This window comes from Marinobacterium sp. xm-m-312 (genome assembly GCF_013283295.1).
Taxonomy (GTDB): domain Bacteria; phylum Pseudomonadota; class Gammaproteobacteria; order Pseudomonadales; family Balneatricaceae; genus Marinobacterium_E.
Genome location: NZ_WBYS01000005.1, coordinates 182,953 through 204,246, shown reverse-complemented (window position 1 = coordinate 204,246; position 21,294 = coordinate 182,953). Strand labels below are relative to the sequence as shown.

Annotated in this window: 25 protein-coding genes and 1 other RNA gene; 11 read left to right on the top strand and 15 right to left on the bottom strand. The window is 49.8% G+C overall.

What is annotated here, in order from left to right; all coding sequences use genetic code 11:
• Positions 1 to 23: 23 nt before the first annotated feature.
• The 5 genes from rplS to ffh form a co-directional block, all read right to left on the bottom strand.
• Entirely contained in the window at positions 24 to 380 is a 357-nt protein-coding gene (gene rplS, locus XMM312_RS08035) for a 50S ribosomal protein L19 (RefSeq protein ID WP_173480217.1), read from the bottom strand.
• A gap of 28 nt (positions 381 to 408) precedes the next feature.
• Positions 409 to 1,149, bottom strand: coding sequence for a tRNA (guanosine(37)-N1)-methyltransferase TrmD (trmD, locus tag XMM312_RS08030; RefSeq protein WP_173480216.1), 741 nt, complete (start codon positions 1,147 to 1,149; stop codon positions 409 to 411).
• 3 nt (positions 1,150 to 1,152) lie between these two features.
• Positions 1,153 to 1,686, bottom strand: a complete 534-nt coding sequence (rimM, locus tag XMM312_RS08025; protein ID WP_173480215.1) for a ribosome maturation factor RimM — start codon at positions 1,684 to 1,686, stop codon at positions 1,153 to 1,155.
• 20 nt (positions 1,687 to 1,706) lie between these two features.
• Positions 1,707 to 1,955, bottom strand: a complete 249-nt coding sequence (rpsP, locus tag XMM312_RS08020) for a 30S ribosomal protein S16 (RefSeq protein ID WP_173480214.1) — start codon at positions 1,953 to 1,955, stop codon at positions 1,707 to 1,709.
• A 168-nt stretch (positions 1,956 to 2,123) separates the two neighbouring features.
• Positions 2,124 to 3,506, bottom strand: a complete 1,383-nt coding sequence (gene ffh / locus XMM312_RS08015) for a signal recognition particle protein (RefSeq protein WP_173482986.1) — start codon at positions 3,504 to 3,506, stop codon at positions 2,124 to 2,126.
• A gap of 161 nt (positions 3,507 to 3,667) precedes the next feature.
• On the opposite strand from ffh, the gene XMM312_RS08010 reads away from it, so the two are divergent.
• Together XMM312_RS08010 and XMM312_RS08005 are read left to right on the top strand one after the other, a co-directional pair.
• Complete coding sequence (locus XMM312_RS08010; protein ID WP_173480212.1) at positions 3,668 to 4,462, top strand: inner membrane protein YpjD; 795 nt, start codon at positions 3,668 to 3,670, stop codon at positions 4,460 to 4,462.
• Positions 4,463 to 4,527: 65 nt separating this feature from the next.
• Positions 4,528 to 5,805, top strand: a complete 1,278-nt coding sequence (locus tag XMM312_RS08005) for an HlyC/CorC family transporter (protein WP_173480211.1) — start codon at positions 4,528 to 4,530, stop codon at positions 5,803 to 5,805.
• Here the strand turns inward: XMM312_RS08005 and XMM312_RS08000 are convergent.
• A complete protein-coding gene (locus XMM312_RS08000; protein WP_173480210.1) occupies positions 5,753 to 5,971 on the bottom strand; it encodes a DUF1289 domain-containing protein in 219 nt (72 codons plus the stop codon). The genes XMM312_RS08005 and XMM312_RS08000 overlap by 53 nt on opposite strands.
• Positions 5,971 to 6,567, bottom strand: a complete 597-nt coding sequence (locus XMM312_RS07995; protein ID WP_173480209.1) for a CoA pyrophosphatase — start codon at positions 6,565 to 6,567, stop codon at positions 5,971 to 5,973. Before XMM312_RS07995 ends, XMM312_RS08000 begins: the two co-directional genes overlap by 1 nt.
• A gap of 53 nt (positions 6,568 to 6,620) precedes the next feature.
• Between XMM312_RS07995 and XMM312_RS07990 the strand changes: the two genes are divergently transcribed.
• Positions 6,621 to 7,202 (top strand): NUDIX hydrolase, encoded by a 582-nt coding sequence (locus XMM312_RS07990; RefSeq protein ID WP_173480208.1) that lies wholly within the window; start codon positions 6,621 to 6,623, stop codon positions 7,200 to 7,202.
• Entirely contained in the window at positions 7,202 to 7,519 is a 318-nt protein-coding gene (locus XMM312_RS07985; protein WP_173482987.1) for a helix-turn-helix domain-containing protein, read from the top strand. Before XMM312_RS07990 ends, XMM312_RS07985 begins: the two co-directional genes overlap by 1 nt.
• Here the strand turns inward: XMM312_RS07985 and XMM312_RS07980 are convergent.
• Positions 7,513 to 7,995, bottom strand: a complete 483-nt coding sequence (locus XMM312_RS07980) for a MarR family winged helix-turn-helix transcriptional regulator (RefSeq protein WP_173480206.1) — start codon at positions 7,993 to 7,995, stop codon at positions 7,513 to 7,515. The two genes, XMM312_RS07985 and XMM312_RS07980, sit on opposite strands and share 7 nt — an antisense overlap.
• A 203-nt stretch (positions 7,996 to 8,198) precedes the next feature.
• Here XMM312_RS07980 and XMM312_RS07975 point away from each other — a divergent pair, with 203 nt between their 5' ends.
• From XMM312_RS07975 to XMM312_RS07965, 3 genes are all read left to right on the top strand, one after another.
• Positions 8,199 to 9,194: an ABC transporter substrate-binding protein gene (locus tag XMM312_RS07975; RefSeq protein WP_173489033.1), complete on the top strand. Its 996-nt coding sequence runs from the start codon at positions 8,199 to 8,201 to the stop codon at positions 9,192 to 9,194.
• A gap of 77 nt (positions 9,195 to 9,271) precedes the next feature.
• Positions 9,272 to 10,168, top strand: a complete 897-nt coding sequence (locus XMM312_RS07970; protein WP_173482989.1) for a proline/glycine betaine ABC transporter permease — start codon at positions 9,272 to 9,274, stop codon at positions 10,166 to 10,168.
• A complete protein-coding gene (locus XMM312_RS07965) occupies positions 10,161 to 11,393 on the top strand; it encodes a glycine betaine/L-proline ABC transporter ATP-binding protein (protein ID WP_173489032.1) in 1,233 nt (410 codons plus the stop codon). The genes XMM312_RS07970 and XMM312_RS07965 overlap by 8 nt, the downstream gene beginning before the upstream one ends.
• 175 nt (positions 11,394 to 11,568) lie before the next feature.
• Here the strand turns inward: XMM312_RS07965 and dapB are convergent, their stop codons facing one another.
• The 5 genes from dapB to grpE all read right to left on the bottom strand — a co-directional run bounded on the left by dapB (position 11,569) and on the right by grpE (position 17,065).
• The gene (gene dapB, locus XMM312_RS07960) at positions 11,569 to 12,378 is read right to left on the bottom strand and encodes a 4-hydroxy-tetrahydrodipicolinate reductase (protein ID WP_173489031.1); all 810 of its coding nucleotides are present in this window, start codon (positions 12,376 to 12,378) and stop codon (positions 11,569 to 11,571) included.
• Between the two features lie 22 nt (positions 12,379 to 12,400).
• A complete protein-coding gene (cysE, locus tag XMM312_RS07955) occupies positions 12,401 to 13,198 on the bottom strand; it encodes a serine O-acetyltransferase (protein WP_173489030.1) in 798 nt (265 codons plus the stop codon).
• Between the two features lie 3 nt (positions 13,199 to 13,201).
• Positions 13,202 to 14,329, bottom strand: coding sequence for a molecular chaperone DnaJ (dnaJ, locus tag XMM312_RS07950; RefSeq protein ID WP_173480200.1), 1,128 nt, complete (start codon positions 14,327 to 14,329; stop codon positions 13,202 to 13,204).
• Positions 14,330 to 14,443: 114 nt separating this feature from the next.
• Positions 14,444 to 16,369, bottom strand: coding sequence for a molecular chaperone DnaK (gene dnaK, locus XMM312_RS07945; protein ID WP_173489029.1), 1,926 nt, complete (start codon positions 16,367 to 16,369; stop codon positions 14,444 to 14,446).
• Positions 16,370 to 16,474: 105 nt separating this feature from the next.
• Positions 16,475 to 17,065, bottom strand: coding sequence for a nucleotide exchange factor GrpE (gene grpE, locus XMM312_RS07940; RefSeq protein WP_173489061.1), 591 nt, complete (start codon positions 17,063 to 17,065; stop codon positions 16,475 to 16,477).
• Between the two features lie 166 nt (positions 17,066 to 17,231).
• Between grpE and recN the strand changes: the two genes are divergently transcribed.
• Positions 17,232 to 18,908 (top strand): DNA repair protein RecN, encoded by a 1,677-nt coding sequence (gene recN / locus XMM312_RS07935; protein WP_173489028.1) that lies wholly within the window; start codon positions 17,232 to 17,234, stop codon positions 18,906 to 18,908.
• Between the two features lie 67 nt (positions 18,909 to 18,975).
• Positions 18,976 to 19,296 (top strand): outer membrane protein assembly factor BamE, encoded by a 321-nt coding sequence (locus XMM312_RS07930; RefSeq protein ID WP_173480197.1) that lies wholly within the window; start codon positions 18,976 to 18,978, stop codon positions 19,294 to 19,296.
• Positions 19,297 to 19,327: 31 nt separating this feature from the next.
• Here the strand turns inward: XMM312_RS07930 and XMM312_RS07925 are convergent, their stop codons facing one another.
• A complete protein-coding gene (locus XMM312_RS07925; RefSeq protein WP_173482670.1) occupies positions 19,328 to 19,627 on the bottom strand; it encodes an RnfH family protein in 300 nt (99 codons plus the stop codon).
• A gap of 8 nt (positions 19,628 to 19,635) precedes the next feature.
• A complete protein-coding gene (locus tag XMM312_RS07920) occupies positions 19,636 to 20,067 on the bottom strand; it encodes a type II toxin-antitoxin system RatA family toxin (RefSeq protein ID WP_173489027.1) in 432 nt (143 codons plus the stop codon).
• Between the two features lie 113 nt (positions 20,068 to 20,180).
• Here XMM312_RS07920 and smpB point away from each other — a divergent pair, with 113 nt between their 5' ends.
• Positions 20,181 to 20,657: an SsrA-binding protein SmpB gene (gene smpB, locus XMM312_RS07915; protein ID WP_173480194.1), complete on the top strand. Its 477-nt coding sequence runs from the start codon at positions 20,181 to 20,183 to the stop codon at positions 20,655 to 20,657.
• A 43-nt stretch (positions 20,658 to 20,700) separates the two neighbouring features.
• Positions 20,701 to 21,060, top strand: a transfer-messenger RNA (tmRNA) gene (gene ssrA / locus XMM312_RS07910).
• Positions 21,061 to 21,294: the final 234 nt, after the last annotated feature.

Sequence of the window (21,294 nt, the reverse complement as noted above, 5' to 3'; positions counted from 1 at the left end):
TCAACTCAGTTAATAAAATTAACTTAGTTAAGCTTCTCTTTGATACGTGCAGACTTACCGCTACGCTCACGTAGGTAGTAAAGTTTCGCCTGACGAACGTCACCACGACGCTTAACTTCGATCGCTTCAACCGCTGGGCTGTAAGTCTGGAAAGTACGCTCCACACCCACACCGTGAGAGATTTTACGTACAGTGAAAGCAGAGTTTAGGCCGCGGTTACGCTTACCTAGAACTACACCTTCGAACGCCTGTAGACGGCTACGGTTGCCCTCTACTACACGTACTTGAACTACTACAGTGTCACCTGGGCCGAAGTTTGGTACTTCTTTACCAGTTTGTTCAGCTTCGATCTGCTGAATGATTAAGTTTTTGCTGCTCATCGCTCGCTCCTAACTTTTCAACTGCGGACTACTTTTTAGTCTCGCCGATGTATTCGTTTAACAACGTTTGCTGTTCTGGGTCCAAATCGATCTTCTCTAGCAGATCAGGGCGACGCTCATAGGTCCTTCCTAATTGCTGTTTTAGGCGCCATTTGCGTATCTCTGCGTGATTTCCACTCATCAATACCGACGGTACGCCAACGCCATCTAACTGTTCTGGTCGTGTGTAGTGTGGACAATCAAGCAATCCTTCCGAGAAGGAGTCCTCTTCAGCAGAGGCTTGGTCACCCAGTACACCAGGCACCATTCTTGATATCGCATCGACCATCACCATGGCTGGGAGCTCACCACCACTCAGGACAAAATCACCGAGTGACCACTCTTCATCCACTTCCGCTTCGATCAGGCGTTCATCAACCCCTTCGTAGCGACCGCAGACAAAGATCAAACTCTCTGCCGTGGCCAGTTCTGTCACACCTTGTTGATCTAAGCGTCTGCCTTGTGGCGACAGATAGATCACTTTAGCCTGACTGGGTGCTGCCGCTTTCGCCGCCGCTATCGCATCTCTCAATGGCTGAACCTTCATCAACATCCCAGGACCACCACCAAAGGGGCGATCATCGACGGTGCGATGTTTGTCGTGAGTAAAATCTCTTGGATTCCAACTCTCGACTTGGATCAGTCCGTTTTTAACTGCTCTGCCTGTAACACCAAAACGGCTAACCGCCTCAAGCATTTCAGGGAACAGCGATACGATCCCAAACCACACAACTTAGAACTCTGGGTCCCAATCGACCCGCATTGTTCCAGCGTTTAAATCAATTTGTTTGATCACCTGATCCGGTACATATGGGATCAATCGTGTCTCACGATCAACGCTCTCGTCTGTACCTTTAACAACCAACACATCATTTGCGCCGGTCTCTATTAGGTGATCTACCCGACCCAACAATTCGCCGGATTCGGTATAAACCAATAATGTCTCTAATTGACTCCAGTAGTACTCACCGTCATCCAACACTGGTAGAACCGAGCGTGGTACTGCAATCTCCGCTTCACAATATTGGCGGGCTGCTTCGGGTGAATCTATAGAGTCCAATTTTGCGATTAAACCCTTACCCTGTTTTTTAGCGCTGGTGACCTTAACCGGTACCCATTCACCTTGTTGTTTTACCAACCAGGGGCGATAGCTGAGGATATTCTCCATCGAATCAGTGTATGAGTAGACTTTAATCCAACCCTGTACACCGAAAGGTGAGTTGAAGCGTCCAAGAACTACGTAGTCCTCTGCTGCAATCTCTGCCACTGCTATCAGGCCTTAATCAATTACTTAGCTTTACGTGCTTCTTTAACCAGTGTGCTAACACGTTCGCTCATTTGAGCGCCCTTGCTAACCCAGTACTCTACGCGCTCTAGATCAAGACGTAGACGCTCTTCCTGGCCGCGAGCAACCGGATTGAAGAAACCAACACGCTCAATAAAGCGGCTGTCACGCGCAAAACGAGAGTCTGCGACATGAATGTGATAGAACGGACGCTTTTTAGCGCCACCACGGGACAAACGAATAGTGACCATTAAGGACCCCTTTATTTCGCGGATGGGTTTTGAGATCGCCCATCATTGTTGTTTCTTCACCAATCCCAGCAAACTGCCCAGACAGATGAAGGCCAAATTAAATAGGGCGCAGATTCTACGTGAATACTGCGCCCATTAAAAGCTATTTTTTGATCAGAGTTTGATCAATTACATACGTGGGAAACCACCAGGACCACCCATACCCGGTGGCATCATCCCTTTCATACCACGCGCCAATTTCGCCATGCCCGATTTAGAACCAAACTTCTTCATCATCTTAGCCATCTGCTTGTGCTGTTTAAGCAGGCGGTTGATCTCTTGGATGTTGGTACCCGAACCGGCTGCAATACGACGTTTACGCGAGCCGCTGATAATATCTGGGTTGCGGCGCTCTTTAGCCGTCATCGAGTCGATGATCACGGCAAACTTCTTCATGCCCTGCTCAGCCTGAGCCGTTTGTGCCGCTTGGATCATCTGCCCCATACCCGGCATCTTCTCCATCATCGACATCATACCGCCCATGTTGTTCATCTGATTGATCTGATCACGGAAGTCTTCTAGATCAAAGCCTTTACCTTTGCTGACCTTTTTCGCCAGCTTTTCCGCTTTATCCTTATCAATCTTGCGCTCAGCCTCCTCAATTAAGGAGAGCACATCACCCATACCCAAAATACGCGAAGCAACACGGTCAGGGTGGAAAGGCTCAAGGGCATCGACCTTCTCACCAACACCTAGGAACTTAATAGGCTTGCCGGTAATGTGACGTACCGACAGAGCCGCACCGCCACGGGCATCACCATCGGTCTTAGTCAGAATCACACCGGTAAGAGGCAAGACTTCATTAAAGGCTTTTGCAGTATTCGCTGCATCTTGACCCGTCATAGAGTCAACGACGAACAGCGTCTCGACCGGATTAACCGCTGCATGCAGCTCTTTAATCTCAGCCATCATGGCATCATCAACCGCTAGACGACCCGCGGTATCGACAATGACAACATCATGGTGCTGAATTTTTGCATGCGCCGTCGCGCCATTAACGATATCGATCGGCTTCTGTTCAATAGTCGACGGGAAGAACTCGACATCCACCTCGCCGGCCAGAGTCTCTAGCTGACGAATAGCTGCTGGACGGTAGACGTCAGCTGATACGACCAACACCTTCTTCTTTTCACGCTCACGGAGGAAACGCGCCAGCTTTGCAACCGAGGTGGTTTTACCCGCACCCTGCAGACCGGCCATCATCACCACAGCAGGTGGCGTTGCCGCAAGGTTAAGCTGCTCGTTCGCTTCACCCATCACGCGAACCAACTCTTCGTTAACGATCTTAACGAAAACCTGACCAGGACTTAGGCTCTTAGAAACTTCTTGTCCAACCGCACGCTCTTTGACCGCGTTTACAAACTCTTTAACCACCGGCAGGGCAACATCAGCCTCAAGAAGCGCCATACGTACTTCACGCAGCGTATCCTTAATATTGTCTTCGGTCAGTTTCGCGCGTCCTGTAACGGAGCGAAGCGTGCCAGTTAAGCGTTCTTGAAGATTTGCAAACATTCTATTCCTCATTGTGCGGGTCTAATGGGTCGTTTCGATATCGAGATATCCCGCCAAATTTGCGCCGTAGTATAGCGCAGGGACAGGCTGACTGTATATTTCGCATCCCAGCAATTTGTGCCACACTTGTGGAATTAGGTTTACACAGTCCGGAGTTTTGGATGCTATCGCTATTTACCCTTGCCGCCATTGGCCTCTATCTGATTGCCAGCCAGTGGCAAATGAAGCAGTTCGCGACTCAACAAGGCGGACCGCGCAACCGCATACAGGCTTTTGGTTTCATCGCCGTCATTTTTCAACTGATCGCGACTTTACAGATCATTTCGGGCGGATTTGGCTTAAATCTCAGCTTCTTTGTTGCCGGCTCGATGATCTCGATCGCCGTGGTCGTTCTTCTGCTATTGGGTAGCCTACGTCATAAGCTCGACAATCTGTTTATGTGGGTCTTTCCAATGGCCGCCATCACTCTGGCTCTGGCCTATGCTTTCCCTGGCGAAGGGACCAAATCAAGCTACAGCGCTGGACTGCTAAGCCACATTCTGTTGTCTATTATCTCCTACAGCCTGTTCACGCTTGCCGCACTGCAAGCTCTGTTGCTCTCTAAGCAGGAGCATGCTCTGAAAAGCCATAAGACCAGAGGCTTACTGAATACCCTGCCACCACTGCAGGTGATGGAGAACCTACTGTTTGATTTGATTACTGCGGGTCAGGTGGTACTGACGCTGGCGTTGATAACGGGTTACGTCTACACCGATGATCTGTTTGCACAACACCTCGCTCACAAAACGCTGCTATCCCTTGGCGCTTGGGTTGTCTTCACCATTCTGCTAACAGGACGTGCGATGTTTGGTTGGCGAAGCCGCACGGCTCTACGCTGGACACTCAGCGGATTTGTTCTGCTGATGCTCGGCTTCTTTGGTTCAAAAGCCGTTCTAGAGCTAATACTTGGGGCTTAATTGGGTTGACACCCACGCCCCATCTACACAAAATGAGCTTCCGTTAACAATATAGGCATTTCCCCTTGGAAGACGCGTCGATAAGCTCGCTCTCAATTCTTCTGTTTATCCTGATCCTCTGTTCTGCATTTTTCTCTAGTTCAGAAACTGGCATGATGTCGCTCAATCGCTACCGTTTGAAGCATTTAGCGAAGAATAACCACCTAGGTGCACGCAAAGCCGCCAAACTGCTAGATCGCCCAGATCGTCTGATCGGCCTGATTTTGATTGGCAACAACTTCGTCAACATTCTCGCATCAGCCATCGCGACCGTCATTGCGGTTCGAATCTGGGGGGATGCAGGTATCGCCATCGCGACCGGTGCCTTGACGCTGGTCGTGCTGATTTTTGCGGAAGTGACACCAAAGACACTGGCAGCCATGTATCCAGAGAAGGTGGCTTTTCCGGCCTCCTATGTTTTAGTACTGCTACTTAAAGTGTTTTACCCCTTGGTGTTTGCCGTCAACCTCATTACCAATGGAATTTTCCGTCTACTCGGTATCAAGACGACCGGGGAAGATGCCCACAATCTTAGTACCGAAGAGTTACGTACCATCGTGAATGAGTCAGGCGCTCTGATCCCTCAATCGAATCAATCGATGCTACTTGGGGTCCTGGAGCTTGGTGAAGTGACCGTTAATGACATCATCATTCCACGCAACGAGGTAGAGGGCATCGATCTGGACCATGAGATGGACCAGATTCTTGAGCAGCTCTCTAAGACCAAACATACCCGCCTGCCGGTATACCGTGGCGACATCAATCAGATCGTCGGCGTACTTCACATGCGCAATCTGGCCCAGTTGATTCAACAGGGAAAAGTCACTAAACCCGCTATTATGGCGGTGGTTCATGAGGCCTACTTTATTCCAGAGAGCACACCGCTGCAGACACAGCTCCTTAACTTTCAGAAAGAGAGCCGCCGCATCGGCGTCGTCGTTGATGAGTACGGTGATGTACAAGGCATTGTCACCCTGGAAGATATCTTAGAAGAGATCGTCGGAGAACTCTCTAACGATCAATCGGATATCCATGAAGACATCCACCAACAGGAAGATGGCAGCTACTTTATCGATGGCTCGGCTTACATTCGTGAGATCAATAAAGCACTGAATTGGGAGCTTTCGACCGAAGGGCCAAAAACGCTTAACGGTTTGATCACGGAGCAGCTCGAATCCATTCCCGACGCTAACGTCTGTATCGAACTGAATGAGTACCGTTTAGAGACGCTACAAATCAGTGACAACCTGATTAAGACGGTTCGTGTCCAGCGTCTCGAGATCGAGAGTGACGAGGAGGAGTAGCCTCCCGCTCTCGAATCAACGCCCAGACTTCACGTTTTTTCTCGTTGGAGTAGGTACTCCAATAGGCGATCTCTAGACCTGAACGACGACAGGCAATACAGAGATCGTCCTCATCGAGAGCGCACACGCCCATGCAAGGATTGGGAATCGGTTTTTCTGAATCCATTATGTTCGCTCTGGCCTCGGTCTGGTTTGAATCTGTGCATCAAAGGCACTGTTTAATAGCTCAGCAATGACCCAGGCGGTTAGCCCCCAGATCTCATAGCCTTGATAATCCCATGCTGGTGCATATCGAGTCTTACCGGATAGATCCATGAACTGATCAAATCGCGCACGGCCCGGCTCCATAAAGAAGCTCAACGGTACTCGAAAAACAGCTTCGATCTCATCGGGATTAGGTTGCTCGACAACCGTATGCGGCACAACACCAACCCAGGGAACCACTTTGAGGCGATGCTTAGAGAGCACATCACTTAAAGCCCCCAAGGGCCTAACTTGTGAAGGCTCAATACCTAGCTCTTCATGGGTCTCACGCAAAGCCGTAGCAAGAATATCCTGATCCTCGGGATCTCTGCGACCACCTGGAAAAGCCACCTCACCGGCATGACTCGACAGCTTGCTGTGTCGCAAGGTCAGTATCACCTCTGGTATGGCCAGATCGGTGATTAACATCATCACACCCGCCTGCCGATCAGACGAATAGTGGTCAGATAGCTGCCAAGGCTTGTAGTGAGTCAGGGTTTGCTCTATTTTCGAAATCATTAGTTTAATCATACACCGAATAGAAGAAAGCTACGCAAAAGATAGGAGATTCGATGAAGTTCTGCAGCGAGTGCGCCACACCTGTTGAATGGACCATTCCAGAGGGTGACCACCTTCCCAGACACGTCTGCCCCAACTGCGAGACGATCTTCTACTCCAACCCCAAAATCATCGCCGGCTGCCTACCCATCTGGGAAGAGAAAGTATTGATGTGTCGTCGCAACATCGAACCACGCAAAAACTATTGGACCCTACCGGCAGGCTTTATGGAGAATGGTGAAACCACTGAACAGGGCGCCATGCGTGAGACTTGGGAAGAGGCTGAAGCGGAAGTCGATATCATATCGCTCTACACCCACACCTCCATTGTGCATGTGAATCAGCTGCAGCTCTTCTTCCTAGCCAAGATGCGCACCCCAAGCTTTTCAACGACGTCAGAATCCAATGAGGTCGCACTGTTCAGCGAAGATGAGATCCCTTGGGATGAGATCGCCTTCCCCACGGTCAGCAACGCACTGCGTCTGTTCTTTAAAGAGAGAAACGCTGGCGGGCCGTTTAACTTCCACAGAATCAGTATCGATCGCCACAACGAGCAGAACAATGCATCGACCACCCAACATGAGATTCATATTTAATGTCAGTGCTAAAAGAGAGCAAAGCGGCCAAAGCTTTCCAACGCAAACTGCTGATCGCTTGGTGCATTGATCAGCACCCAGGCAACCTCACCCACCTACAGAAACTCACGGGCATGCCAAGACGGACACTGCAGGATGCCATTAAAGATCTGGATGATCTGTCGATCGAGTGTTCATTTCAACAAACTGAAGGGGCTTTGAATAACCAGGGCGTCTACCGCATTGATCAGTGGGGCTGTATTGATCCAGACTGGGTTAACCAGAATATTGAATCAATCGCGGAATCCTTAGAGATAAAGCTTCAGCTCGACTACTGATTCGCCGTCGCCGCCAAATCGAGAAGCGGCGAAGCGTCGATCGCCTCAGCATCCATCATCTGAGCAAGATCCTGCAGGGTATTAACGACCTGGAATCGCTTCGCTTCAGATAACTTAGAAAAGCGCTCTTCAAAACGCTCATGCAGAAGTGGTGGAACGGAACCCAGGGTAGAAGCACCCTCTTCGGTCAGACGCGCATTTACTTTACGCTTATCGGTCACTGAACGAACACGCACCGCTAAACCGCGCTGCTCTAGGCGGTTTAAAATAGTCGTTACCGTCGCCTGACTCAGTGAAACGCTTTCCGACAGCGTCTTAACAGTCACATCACCCAGATCCCCAATTGCACGCAACACCATTACCTGCGGAATGGTGAGGCCACAGCTCTTCGCAATACGCTTTGATTGAATATCCGTCGCACGAATAATCTTACGTAGAGCAATGAGTACATCTTGTGATTGCTGAATGTCTGTCATGTAAAGCCTGTCATTGAGATAAGTAGCACGATTAACAACCTGCTGAGCGGGCGCATTTATAGCCCATCCCCTTTTCATCATCAATCACTATTTAAATAATTACAACTATAATTATTTGAACTCTAATGATTAGACCTGTTAGGATGTTTGTCACGAGAGGTTAATAGCCTAATAAGAAACTGAAAACGAATGGGAACAGACACATGAAAAAACAGATACTTGCTGCATCACTGCTAGCCGCTAGCTCAACTGCATTTGCAGGTTCACACGCGTCTTGTGGTGACGTTCAGATTGCCGACATGAACTGGGCATCAGCAACCTTTATCGCCAACGTTGACCGCTTCATCCTAGAGCATGCATTTGGCTGTAATGCTGAAGTCGTGCCTGGCGACACCGTTCCGACTTCAACGTCAATGATTGAGAAACAGCAGCCAGACATTGCACCTGAGCTTTGGACTAACTCTTTCAAAGAGGGTCTAGAGAAAGCGGTAGCAGAAGGCAAACTATCCGTTGCTGGTAAAGTGTTCAGCGATGGTGGTGAAGAGGGCTTCTGGGTACCTAAATACATGGTTGAGAAGGATCCAAGCCTTGCAACAATCGAGGGTATCAAAGCAAACGCAGCACTGTTCCCACACCCAGAAGATGATTCAAAAGCAGGTTTCGTAGGCTGTCCTTCTGGTTGGGGCTGTCAGATCACTGCAGGCAACCTTCACAAAGCACTTAACCTAGACGATGCTAACTTTGAACTGGTTGATCCAGGTTCTGCAGCAGGCCTAGACGGTTCGATTGCACGTGCATACGAGCGCGGTCAAGGTTGGTTCGGTTACTACTGGGCACCAACAGCGATTCTTGGTAAGTACGAGATGGTTAAAGTGGACTTCGGTTCAGGTGTTGATGAGCAGCACTTCATCGACTGTATCTACAAAGCAGACTGTCAGGATCCAAAACCGTCTATGTACCCTGAATCACCTGTCTACACATACACAACTGCTGAGTTCTCTAATCGCGCTCCAGCAGCAGCTAAGTACCTAGCTAACCGTTCTTTCACAAACCCACAGCTTAACAGCCTTCTAGCGTGGATGGATGAGAACCAAGCAGATGGTGAGTACGCAGCTGAGTACTTCCTAACCGAGCACGCAGACATCTGGAAAGCCTGGCTAACAGCTGATCAAGCGGCTAAGGTTGAAGGCGCTCTTTAATCCTTAACAACTGCGTTATACTCACGCCTCGCTTTGAATAAAAGCGAGGCGTTTCTGTGTAATAACAAGAGGTATCTATGGCAGAGAAATCCTGGTTAACGGATATTCCTGAGATGGACCGAAGCTCACTACTGCAGCTTCGCAAAACGATGGACGGTGCATATCGTGACTTTTCACGTGAATATGGCGACTCTATCGAAGCATTTTTTGATCCGCTTCTTACCTTCTTAATCTGGTTTGAAAAACTCCTACTCAACAGCCCTTGGTGGTTGGTTCTGGGTGTCATTGCTGGTCTTGCCTATGCTGCAAGTCGCTCAGCTAAACTGACGATCGGCGTTGCTGTATCCCTGGTTGTGGTTGGCTACTTTGGCATGTGGGACGACACCATGCGGACCATGAGTATCATCACCGTCTGCACACTGATCTCTATTGTATTGGGTATCCCAATCGGCATTGCCATGGCGCGATCTAACCGCGTGCAATCCACTGTCACTCCGATGCTCGATATCATGCAGACCATGCCAGCCTTCGTCTACCTGATCCCGGTCGTTATGCTTCTGGGTATTGGCCGTATCCCTGGCGTGATCGCGGTAGTGATCTATGCTATCCCGCCTGTAATTCGCTTAACCAATTTGGGTATTCGCCTGGTTGATAAAGAGGTACTTGAAGCAGCGACGGCCTATGGTGCTAACCCACGTCAGCGTCTTTTAGGTGTTCAGCTGCCGTTGGCGATGCCGACAATTATGGCGGGCATCAACCAGACCATCATGATGGCGCTCGCCATGGTCGTTATTGCCTCTATGATCGGTGTAAAAGGCCTTGGGCAACCGGTACTTAAATCGATCACCAACCAATACTTCACCATCGGTCTTCTGAATGGTTTAGCCATCGTTGTACTTGCGATCATCTTTGACCGCGTTTCACAGGCATACGGAAAGCGCACTCAGGCGCACCTAGGAGGTGGCCATGAGTAATTCAGACGTATTGATTCAGGTTAAAGATCTTTACAAAGTCTTTGGCGACAAACCAGAAAGCGTTATGCCGATGGTTAAAGCGGGTAAAAGCAAGGATGAGATCCTAGCGGAAACTGGCCACACCGTCGGTCTTAAAGAGATCGATCTCGAAATCAAACGCGGTGAGATCTTTGTCATCATGGGCCTATCCGGCTCAGGCAAATCAACACTGATTCGCCACTTCAACCGCCTAATTGAACCGACTGCGGGTGAGATCATTGTTGAAGGCACCGACGTCATGAAACTCAACACTAAGGAGCTTGAACAGTTCCGTCGTCACAAGATGTCGATGGTGTTTCAACGCTTCGGTTTGATGCCTCACTACACAGTACTCGATAACGTCGCATACGGGCTTAAAATCCAAGGTGTCGACAAGTCAGTTCGTGAGCAGAAAGCGGTTGAGTGGTTAGAGACGGTTGGTCTGAAAGGCTATGAAGAGCAGTACCCAAACCAGCTATCGGGTGGTCAGCAACAGCGTGTTGGTCTTGCTCGCGCACTCTGTACTGATGCTGAAATCCTCTTGATGGATGAAGCCTTCTCGGCACTGGATCCTCTGATCCGTTCAGAGATGCAGGATCAACTGATTGAACTGCAACACAAGCTCAATAAGACCATCATCTTCATCACGCACGATTTGGACGAAGCACTACGCCTAGGTGATCGTATCGCGATTCTTAAAGATGGCCTGCTGGTCCAGCAAGGTGAGCCAGAAGAGATTCTACTTAACCCTGCCGATGAATACGTAGAAGCGTTCGTTAAGGATGTGAACCGTGCCCGCGCATTGACGGTAGAGACTGTTATGAAGGAGCCGGAACACCGTATTACAGCTGAAACCATCGGTGAAGCGCTGAAAGAGATGAAGAGAGGCGCTTACGATTACGGTCACGTGGTGGACGATTCAGGTAGCTACCAAGGCACCGTCACTCAAGAATGGCTTGAAGAGGAAGCTAAGGGCGGTAATGCAGATTCCACTTGGGAAGAAGCCGATCTAACCGAGACAACGACCATCACCTCTGATGCAGTACTTGAAACGGTTATCCCGGAGACGCTTGAAGCGGATCACCCAATCCCTGTTGTGGATGAGGAGGGCCAGCTGCAAGGTGAGCTATCTCGCTCAAGCTTGGCGGAAGTACTGGTCGACTCTTCTGAAACAGAGTCAGAATCTGTAGAGAATCAAAAGGTTTAACAAGCCCATTGATACAGACACAAAAAAGCCAGCTCATGTAGCTGGCTTTTTTTCGCCCTGAATAAAACAGGGCCCGTGCGAGTAACTCGACACGGGCCCATAAAAGGAACAACAACAGATAAATATTATCAGAGAGCGGTAGGAAAAGTACAGTCCTCAACTCTCTGGAGCGGGCTTAACGAAGCTCTAAAACATCCTGCATATCGAACAAACCTGCACCCTTGCCTGACAACCAACCTGCTGCTCGTACAGCGCCTTTTGCAAAGGTCATACGGCTAGACGCTTTGTGGGTAATTTCGATTCGCTCACCCTCTGTGGCAAAGAGTACAGTGTGATCACCAACCACATCACCAGCACGAATGGTCTCGAAACCGATCTCTTTTTCAGGGCGCGCACCGGTCTGACCTTCACGACCATAGACCGCACACTCTTTCAGATCACGTCCCAGCGCATCGGCAACCACTTCACCCATACGCAATGCTGTGCCTGATGGCGCATCCACCTTATGACGGTGGTGTGCTTCGATCACTTCGATGTCGTATCCACCATCATCACCCAAAGCCTTGGCAGCCACTTCAAGCAGTTTGAAACAGAGGTTTACGCCAACAGACATGTTCGGCGCAAAGACAATTGAGATAGTCTCACCGCCCTCTGCCAACTTCGCTTTCTGTGGCTCAGTTAGCCCCGTCGTACCAATCACCATCGACTTACCGGCCGCTTTACAGATCTCAAGATTAGCAAGGGTCGACTCTGGGCTAGTAAAGTCGATCAATACATCAAAATCGTCTGTCACAGACTCCAGCGAGCCAGTAATTGCGACACCCAGACGACCCACGCCTGCCAACTCACCTGCATCGGCACCGATCAACGAACTATCAGGAAGCACAATGGCTGCGCCTAGGGTTACACCCTCTGCCGCGTCGACAGCTTCGATCAATGTTTTACCCATGCGCCCTGCGGCACCCGTGATGGCAATACGTGTCATCTCTTTTTCCTTAACTAAAAATCTATTCGTCAGTGACACTCAGCCCTTGGTCCATATCCAAGGCTGGCATATCACTCATTAGGCAACCCACCACTTTGGCAGGGACACCCGCTACCGTCGTATGCGCCTCAACAGGCTCCAAAACCACGCTGCCTGCACCTACTTTGGCACCCTGACCGACTTCGATGTTGCCAAGAATCTTAGCACCGGCGCCAATCAAAACCCCAGCGCGGATTTTCGGATGTCGATCACCCGACTCCTTACCGGTACCCCCTAGGGTCACCGATTGCAGTATCGAGACATCATTTTCGATAACACAGGTCTCACCGATAACAATGCCGGTCGCGTGGTCAAACATCACACCCTGACCGATTTTGGCAGCGGGGTGAATATCAACCTGCAGGGTCGAGCTCATACGACTCTGAAGATAGTTTGCCAAGGATTGACGTCCTTGACGCCACATATAGTTAGCCACTCGATAAGACTGAAGCGCGTGATACCCTTTTAAGTACAACAGCACCGTGCTGTAGTCACGGATTGCAGGGTCACGCGTGTAGACGGCAAGGAGATCGGCACAGGCGGCTTCGATCAGTGTAGGGTCCGCTTCATAAGCGACCTCAAAGATCTCACGCATCGCCACGGCCGGCACCACATCATCCGACAGCTTTTCAGCCAACAGATAAGAGAGTGCCGAACGCAAGGTTGGATGGCTGTTTATCGTTGTATGGTAGAAGCTCAACAGAAGCGGCTCGTTAGCACTTAATGTACTCGCCTCACTCTGAAGTGCTTGCCATACCTCTGCAACCGCCTGATCACCCATAATTTAGGTCATATCCTCAAAGAATTTTTTGACTGAATCAAAGAAGCCGTGCTTCTTCGGTCCATGTTTCTGGTGCTCTTCCGTAGAGTCACGGAACTCTTCTAGCAACTCTTTCTGACGTGAAGTGAGGCTGACTGGGGTTTCAACAACCGCACGAACCATCAAATCACCCAAGGCGCCACCACGCACCGGCTTGACACCCTTGCCACGCAGACGGAACATCTTACCCGTCTGTGTCTCTGCCGGGATCTTCAGTTTAACCTGACCATCCAGTGTTGGCACGTTTAGTTCACCACCCAACGCGGCATCGACAAAGCTGATCGGTACTTCACAGTAGAGATTAGCACCGTCGCGTTCAAAAATCGGGTGATCTTTAACACTCACCTGAACATAGAGATCGCCTGAAGGGCCACCGTGTGCTCCCGCTTCGCCCTCGCCTGAAAGACGAATACGATCACCAGTATCAACACCCGCTGGAATCTTAACTTCCAACGTCTTGGTCTTCTGCGTGCGACCCTGGCCATGACAGACATTACAAGGATCAGAGATCACTTTGCCTTCGCCATGACAGGTTGGACAGGTCTGCTGAACCGCAAAGAAACCTTGCTGCATACGGACCTGACCGGCACCACCACAGGTACCACAGGTCTTAGCCGTAGTACCCTTCTTAGCACCGCTACCATCACAGGTTTCACAAGAGACGTAGGTTGGAACTTTTAGCGTCTTTTCACAACCGCGAACGGCCTCTTCAAGACTCAAATCGAGGTTGTAACGCAGATCGGCACCGCGACGCACGCTGGAACGACCGCGACCACGACCACCGCCGCCACCGAACATGTCGCCAAAGACATCGCCAAAGATATCTGAGAAGCCACCTTCAAAGCCGCCGCCCATACCACCTTGGCCACCCAACCCAGCATGACCATACTGATCGTAGGCCGCTTTCTTCTGCGCATCCGACAGTACTTCGTACGCTTCGCTGATCTCTTTAAACTTGAGTTCAGCCGCCTCGTCATCCGGGTTGCGGTCAGGGTGATACTTCATCGCTAAGCGACGGTAAGCCTTTTTGATGTCACGGTCAGATGCATCACGAGAGACACCTAAGAGTTCATAATAATCTTGCTTGCTCATACTGCGTGTAAACCTGTAATTACGCTATCGTGAATATGACAACGCGGGAGTAAAGACCCCCGCGCTGACACACGATTTTGTGAGAGTCTTAACTCTCGTTATTGCTTGCTAAGCTTACTTCTTGTCGTCTTTGACTTCTTCAAACTCAGCATCAACAACGTCATCGCCTGCATCGCGAGCTGCTTCCGCTTCAGCGCCTTGGCCAGCTTCTGCTTGTTGTGCAGCCTCTGCATACATCTTCTGAGCAACACCCGAAACCGCTTCTGTTAGCGCTTCAGTTTTTGCTGTGATCTCTGCAGTGTCAGAGCCTTTCAACGCCTCTTCAAGTGCAGTGATGGCTGCTTCGATGTTCGATTTCTCTTCATCAGAAGCCTTATCACCCGCATCTTCTAGCGTCTTACGTGCTGTGTGAACCATGGCATCACCTTGGTTACGAGCTGCCGTTAGCTCTTCAAACTTCTTATCTTCTTCAGCGTGCGCTTCGGCATCCTGAACCATCTTCTCGACTTCGTCATCGCTTAGACCAGAAGAGGCTTTAATAACGATCGACTGCTCTTTGCCAGTCGCCTGGTCTTTAGCAGAGACGTTTAGGATACCGTTAGCATCGATATCGAAGGTTACTTCGATCTGTGGCATGCCACGTGGTGCTGGTGGGATATCCGCAAGGTCGAAACGGCCCAGCGACTTGTTCTGAGTCGCTTGCTTACGCTCACCCTGAACAACGTGAATGGTTACCGCTGTCTGGTTGTCTTCCGCTGTCGAGAAGGTCTGAGACTTACGCGTAGGGATCGTCGTGTTCTTGTCGATCAATGGTGTAGCAACGCCACCCATGGTTTCGATACCTAGAGTCAGTGGTGTTACGTCCAGTAGAAGAACGTCTTTCACATCACCTGACAGTACCGCACCCTGAAGCGCAGCACCCATCGCTACCGCTTCGTCTGGGTTAACGTCTTTACGTGGCTCTTTACCGAAGAACTCAGCCACTTTCGCCTGCACCATTGGCATACGAGTCTGACCACCGACGAGGATAACGTCGTCGATTTCAGAAGCGGATAGGCCAGCATCTTGCAGTGCAATGCGACATGGCTCAAGTGAACGTTGTACAAGATCTTCAACCAGTGACTCTAGCTTCGAACGAGACAGTTTAACGTTCAAGTGCTTAGGACCTGTTGCATCCGCTGTGATGTATGGCAGGTTAACGTCAGTAGACTGTGCCGATGATAGCTCAACTTTCGCTTTCTCACCCGCCTCTTTTAGACGCTGTAGCGCTAGCGGATCGTTATGTAGATCGATGCCAGACTCTTTCTTGAACTCGTCTGCTAGGTAGTTGATAACCGCAAGGTCGAAGTCTTCACCACCTAGGAATGTATCACCGTTGGTTGCAAGTACTTCAAACTGGTGCTCGCCATCAACGTCTGCAATTTCGATGATCGAGATATCGAAAGTACCACCACCTAGGTCGTACACTGCGATCGTGCGATCGCCGGCAGCTTTATCCATGCCATACGCAAGAGCTGCAGCGGTTGGCTCGTTGATGATACGTTTAACTTCTAAGCCTGCGATACGACCCGCATCTTTTGTTGCTTGACGCTGAGAGTCGTTGAAGTAAGCAGGAACCGTGATAACCGCTTCCGTTACCGATTCGCCTAGGTAATCTTCAGCAGTCTTCTTCATCTTCTTAAGAACTTCTGCAGAGATCTGAGGCGGTGCTAGCTTCTCGCCTTTTACCTCAACCCACGCATCGCCATTGTCCGCTTTAGCGATGTTGTAAGGCACCATTTTGATGTCTTTCTGTACAACATCGTCTTCAAAACGACGACCGATTAGACGCTTGATCGCAAATAGAGTGTTGTCTGGGTTAGTAACTGCCTGACGTTTCGCCGACTGACCAACCAGAGTTTCGCCTTCTGCTGAGTAGGCAATGATCGACGGAGTGGTGCGATCGCCTTCAGCGTTCTCAATAACTTTAGTTTTATCGCCTTCAAGTACTGCTACACACGAGTTGGTAGTACCTAGGTCAATACCGATGATTTTACCCATGTTTAAATCTCCTAATGACACCGCGTTGGGTGCTTAAAACTGTTTTACCTTAACCCCTATATGGGTGTGGTCTTTCAAATATCAAGTCTGGTTTATAAAAAGGTCTTAACCTTTAGCGACCATCACCATCGCAGGACGAACTAAGCGACCATTAAGTAGGTAGCCCTTCTGCATCACCGCAATAACAGAGTTTGGTGCTGCACCTTCCGCTTCAACCATCGACATCGCTTGATGGTGCTCTGGGTTGAACGCCTCACCCTCTGGGTTGATCACTTCTAGATTGAATTTAGCAACGCCATCGATGAACATTTTGTGCGTCATCTCAACGCCTTCACGAAGCGGTTTAACCACCTCATCTTCAACCTGGCTCGCTTCAATAGCGCGCTCTAGACTGTCGATGACCGGCAATAGCTCTTCGGCAAATTTTTCAACAGCGAACTTACGCGCTTTATCCACCTCAACCTCAGCACGACGGCGCTGGTTAGCGATCTCCGCTTGGGCACGAGGTTCAAGCTCTGCCAGCTGTTTTTGCAGCTCAGCAATCGTCGCATTCGCCGCGGCTAGCTCTTCTTGAAGGGATTCAACGGTTAGCTCTTTCGTCTCAACCACTTCAGGCTCTACAAGATTCTCTTCAGCCGTCTCGTCGACTTGACTCTCTTCAACCTGATCTTGGTGTGTCTGATCTTCATTCGCCATGGTATTATCTCCAGAATCATTCAATCTTGTCTCCTATGTGGTATCGGCCAACTGAAATTCAACCCTTCCGCGCGCTTTTTTGACCTAAGGCTGCACTTTTCTATTGCCTAATCCACAAATATTGGTTAAAAACACAGTAACTGTATATCTAAACAGGTATTGAGCCATGTTAACGCTACTCAGCATTCGAAACTTTGCGATCGTCTCGACACTCGACCTAGAACTAAAATCGGGCATGACCGTCGTCAGCGGTGAGACCGGTGCCGGCAAATCGATCATGCTTGATGCACTGGGATTAGCCTTAGGCAAACGTGCAGAAGCCGACTCGGTTCGAGAAGGGGCGAAACGAGCTGAGATTAGCGCCGCGTTCGATATACACGCACTACCCGAAGCGAAACGCTGGTTAGAGGCGAATGAGCTAGAGTCGGAAGAGATTAACGAGTGTATTTTACGCCGTACACTGAGTGCCGACGGTCGCAGCCGTAGCTATATCAATGGCCACCCCTGCCCACTGAACCGCGTCAAAGAGCTGGGTGAGCTGCTTGTCGATATACACGGCCAGCACGAACACCAACGCCTATTAAAGCGTGATTTTCACCGCACCCTGCTAGACAACTACGCCAAAGCCAATGAGACAGCACTGGAAGTACGCAAACTCTTTACCCAGTGGCAATCAAAGCAGAGCGAGTTGAAACGCCTTCAAGACATGAGTGAAGAGGCGAATGCGCAACTGCAACTGTTGAGCTATCAAACGGAAGAGCTCAACCGTTTAGACCCTCAAACAGGCGAAGTGCAAGCCTTAGAAGAGGAGCAGAGGATACTCTCCAACGCAGGTGCAATACTTAACAGTGGCCAACAGATCCAGATGCTTCTTAGCGAGGGTGAAGAGAGCAACGCCACAGCGGTACTCAACCAAGCACTGCATCTACTCAGTGACATCGAAGCGGACTCACCTGCACTGCTGCAGACCGCCGAGATGCTAAACGCTGCTCTGATTCAAGTGGAAGAGGCCGAACGCGAGTTGAGCCATTTTGTTCAACGAGTTGAGTTGGACCCTGAGCGCTTACAAGAGGTGGAAGATCGCTTAACCAGCATCTACGATCTAGCCAGGAAACACCGCATTGCGCCAGAGCAGTTACCGGAATTAAAAGACCAACTAAATACTGAACTCGACTCTTTGGCTCATGTCGATGAGAACTTAGAGCAACTCGAATCCGAGGTTGCTACGGCTAATGCCGCATTGATTGAGAAAGCTCGCCAACTCAGCAAACTACGCAGCAAAGCAGCCAAACAGCTTGATAAAGAGGTGAATGAACAACTTGCCATGCTGGGCATGAACAGCGCGCGTTTCACAGCCAGTTTGAGTGATATCGATCCTAAATACATTACGGCTCAGGGCTTGGAAGAGATTGAGTTCCTGATCAATACCAATCAGGGCCAAACCGCAAAACCGCTGGCCAAAATTGCCTCGGGTGGTGAACTGTCACGAATTAGCCTTGCGATTCAAGTTGTAACGGCTAAGACGACTGACACCCCGACACTCATTTTTGACGAAGTCGATGTCGGTATTGGCGGAGGCATTGCCGAAGTCGTTGGCCGACTGTTACGTCATTTGAGTGAACGAGCACAGATTCTATGTGTCACACACCAACCTCAGGTGGCTTCACAAGGAACCCAACACCTGTTTGTCAGCAAAGGCGCAGACACCGGTTCGGTTGAGACCAAAATCACACCACTCACCGAAAATCAGCGCATTAATGAGATCGCTCGAATGCTGGGTGGACTTGAGATGACTGATACCACCCTTGAGCACGCTAAAGAGATGCTGACCAGCGCGCTATAGACTGGTCGATTCAAACAGTGGCGTGTAAACTAATGCCACTTTGAACAGTAACAGGAACAACCTGAACATGCGCAAGCTCATCATCTCTGCCTTTCTTGCTACTCTCGTGACCGGCTGTACAACCTTTCCAGGCGTGTACAAAATGGATGTTCCGCAAGGCAACCAGGTGACACAAGAGATGGTAGATCAGCTTCGCCCTGGAATGACGCCGAGCCAAGTTCGCTATGTGCTAGGAACACCCCTGTTAACGGATACCTTCAACCAGAACCGATGGGACTATGTCTTCCAGTTGGTACAAGAGGATGAAGTGGTCGAGCTACGTCAGTTTCGCGTCTACTTTGAAAACGACAAGCTGGTGCGTTTGGAAGGCGATCTGAAACCTCAGTAACGCAGAGCTCAACGAATACAAAAAAGCCAACTTACGAGTTGGCTTTTTTGGCTTTAGCTTCGGCTGCTCGACGAGCGCGAACCTCTTTAGGGTCAGCAATTAACGGGCGGTAGATCTCTACTCTATCACCGTCACGCAAGACCTCTGCTTTAGGGTCCTTGATCGCACGACTGAAGATACCCATTGGGTCACTGTTGATATCGATCTGTTTATACAGCTCAGCAATGCGCGAGCGAACAACCGCATCATATGCCGTTGTACCCTCTTCTACTTGCAGAGCAATGATCTTCTGCTCAGTCGGCAGAGCATAGGCCACTTCAACGTTAATCACTGATCACCTCATCCGTAAATTTGATCAGCGCGCGACACAAAGGCATCCACCAAAGTTGTCGCGACACTATTAAACACTTTAGACATCGCCATTCCAGTTAGCTTGCCCTCAAACTCGAAACTGAGATTGAGTTCCACCTTAGAAGCTTCATCTGACAACTCAGTGAACGTCCAAACCCCCTCAAGACTTTTAAAGGGGCCATTAACCAAACCAATGATCATTGAAGCGGGACGGACCAGACGATTACGCGTCGTAAAATCATAACTAAGCCCCCCTTTAGCGAGCTTCAGTGTCGCTTCGAGCATCTCTTCACTCTCAGCGATCACTTCCGTGCCAGAGCACCAAGGTAGGAACTCTGGGTAGCGACGCACATCGTTGATCAGATCAAACATCTGCTCAGCGGTGTGCAGTACAAGGGCGGTTCTATTTACGACCGTCATAACGGTAGGCAAATCTCAAATAACAGTTACAAGCTGCTTATTGTCCAGTTTATATACGCTTTGAACAAGAGGATTCCTTCCTTTGCTTACAACAGCTCTATATAATCCGCCGCATGGCAAAAAAGAAGAAAGCTCCTGGCGGAAACACCATCTGCCAAAATAAACGTGCACGATTCGAGTACAGCATCGAAAATAAATTCGAAGCTGGCCTCGTGCTGACCGGGTGGGAAGTCAAAAGCCTACGCGAAGGCCGCGCACAACTGGTTGAGTCTTACATCGATTTTAAAAACGGTGAAGCTTGGCTATTAGGTGCCCACTTCTCGCCATTAAAAACCGCCTGCACACACGTTGTTGCAGATCCGGTTAGACCACGCAAACTGCTTCTAAACCGCACAGAACTGAACCGCCTAGCCGGTGCAGTCGAAGCCAAAGGTTTCACCTGTGTTGCACTGAGCCTCTACTGGAAAGAGAGCAAAATTAAGTGTGAGATCGGTTTAGCAAAAGGTAAGAAGCTTCACGACAAACGTGCGACTGAAAAAGAGCGCGATTGGAACCGTGAAAAGCAGCGTGTTCTCAGCAAGAACCAATAGAGTTCTTGTAACCCAGATAGCAAACGCTATACTGGCCAGTTCTGGGGGTGACTTGGATTCGACGCCGATTGCGAACCCTTAGGTGCATGTCGAGAATGTGATGATTCTCGTAAATCCCTCATCACACAGTTATAGTTGCAAACGACGATAACTACGCTCTAGCAGCCTAAGCCTGCTAGCGCTGCCCTCTAAGGTGTCTATAACTCAGAGTTTCGGCAGTGTCATATGAGATAGAATCGCCCGGAGACTTCGCCTTAAGGCAAAGGGTTAAAACTCAAAAAGGCTCGCCCATAACAGCCTGACTCTCGGCTCGTGACGGGTTAACTCAATAGAGATGTCTATGCATGTAGAGCTTGAGGCAGAGGATTGACGGACGCGGGTTCGAAACCCGCCACCTCCACCATATACAAATAAAAAGACCACCCTAGCGGTGGTCTTTTTGTTTGTATTGTTTGAGCGGGTTGAGAACCCGCAGGGTTCGACAAAATTGCAGGAGAGCAATTTTGGGCTGACTTCAGTCAGGCACAAAGTGCCGAGGGCCAAGGATGGCCCAAGTCCAACCCGTCACTTGCTTTAAAGCCATAATCGGCTTACCCGAATCACTAAACATCAAGGATGTAGTTTTGGACAACACAAA

Bases quoted from the DNA above. Each gene is read 5' to 3' on its own strand.
- XMM312_RS07970 (WP_173482989.1), top strand. From the start codon at position 9,272: ATGGCAGAGAAATCCTGGTTAACGGATATTCCTGAGATGGACCGAAGC.
- rpsP (WP_173480214.1), bottom strand. From the start codon at position 1,955: ATGGTCACTATTCGTTTGTCCCGTGGTGGCGCTAAAAAGCGTCCGTTC.
- rplS (WP_173480217.1), bottom strand. From the start codon at position 380: ATGAGCAGCAAAAACTTAATCATTCAGCAGATCGAAGCTGAACAAACT.
- XMM312_RS07930 (WP_173480197.1), top strand. From the start codon at position 18,976: ATGCGCAAGCTCATCATCTCTGCCTTTCTTGCTACTCTCGTGACCGGC.
- XMM312_RS08000 (WP_173480210.1), bottom strand. From the start codon at position 5,971: ATGGATTCAGAAAAACCGATTCCCAATCCTTGCATGGGCGTGTGCGCT.
- dapB (WP_173489031.1), bottom strand. From the start codon at position 12,378: ATGACACGTATTGCCATCACGGGTGCCGCAGGGCGCATGGGTAAAACA.
- grpE (WP_173489061.1), bottom strand. From the start codon at position 17,065: ATGGCGAATGAAGATCAGACACACCAAGATCAGGTTGAAGAGAGTCAA.
- XMM312_RS07965 (WP_173489032.1), top strand. From the start codon at position 10,161: ATGAGTAATTCAGACGTATTGATTCAGGTTAAAGATCTTTACAAAGTC.
- XMM312_RS07920 (WP_173489027.1), bottom strand. From the start codon at position 20,067: ATGACGGTCGTAAATAGAACCGCCCTTGTACTGCACACCGCTGAGCAG.
- XMM312_RS07980 (WP_173480206.1), bottom strand. From the start codon at position 7,995: ATGACAGACATTCAGCAATCACAAGATGTACTCATTGCTCTACGTAAG.
- dnaK (WP_173489029.1), bottom strand. From the start codon at position 16,369: ATGGGTAAAATCATCGGTATTGACCTAGGTACTACCAACTCGTGTGTA.
- recN (WP_173489028.1), top strand. From the start codon at position 17,232: ATGTTAACGCTACTCAGCATTCGAAACTTTGCGATCGTCTCGACACTC.
- ffh (WP_173482986.1), bottom strand. From the start codon at position 3,506: ATGTTTGCAAATCTTCAAGAACGCTTAACTGGCACGCTTCGCTCCGTT.
- XMM312_RS08010 (WP_173480212.1), top strand. From the start codon at position 3,668: ATGCTATCGCTATTTACCCTTGCCGCCATTGGCCTCTATCTGATTGCC.
- smpB (WP_173480194.1), top strand. From the start codon at position 20,181: ATGGCAAAAAAGAAGAAAGCTCCTGGCGGAAACACCATCTGCCAAAAT.
- XMM312_RS07975 (WP_173489033.1), top strand. From the start codon at position 8,199: ATGAAAAAACAGATACTTGCTGCATCACTGCTAGCCGCTAGCTCAACT.
- XMM312_RS07990 (WP_173480208.1), top strand. From the start codon at position 6,621: ATGAAGTTCTGCAGCGAGTGCGCCACACCTGTTGAATGGACCATTCCA.
- XMM312_RS07995 (WP_173480209.1), bottom strand. From the start codon at position 6,567: ATGATTTCGAAAATAGAGCAAACCCTGACTCACTACAAGCCTTGGCAG.
- XMM312_RS07985 (WP_173482987.1), top strand. From the start codon at position 7,202: ATGTCAGTGCTAAAAGAGAGCAAAGCGGCCAAAGCTTTCCAACGCAAA.
- dnaJ (WP_173480200.1), bottom strand. From the start codon at position 14,329: ATGAGCAAGCAAGATTATTATGAACTCTTAGGTGTCTCTCGTGATGCA.
- cysE (WP_173489030.1), bottom strand. From the start codon at position 13,198: ATGGGTGATCAGGCGGTTGCAGAGGTATGGCAAGCACTTCAGAGTGAG.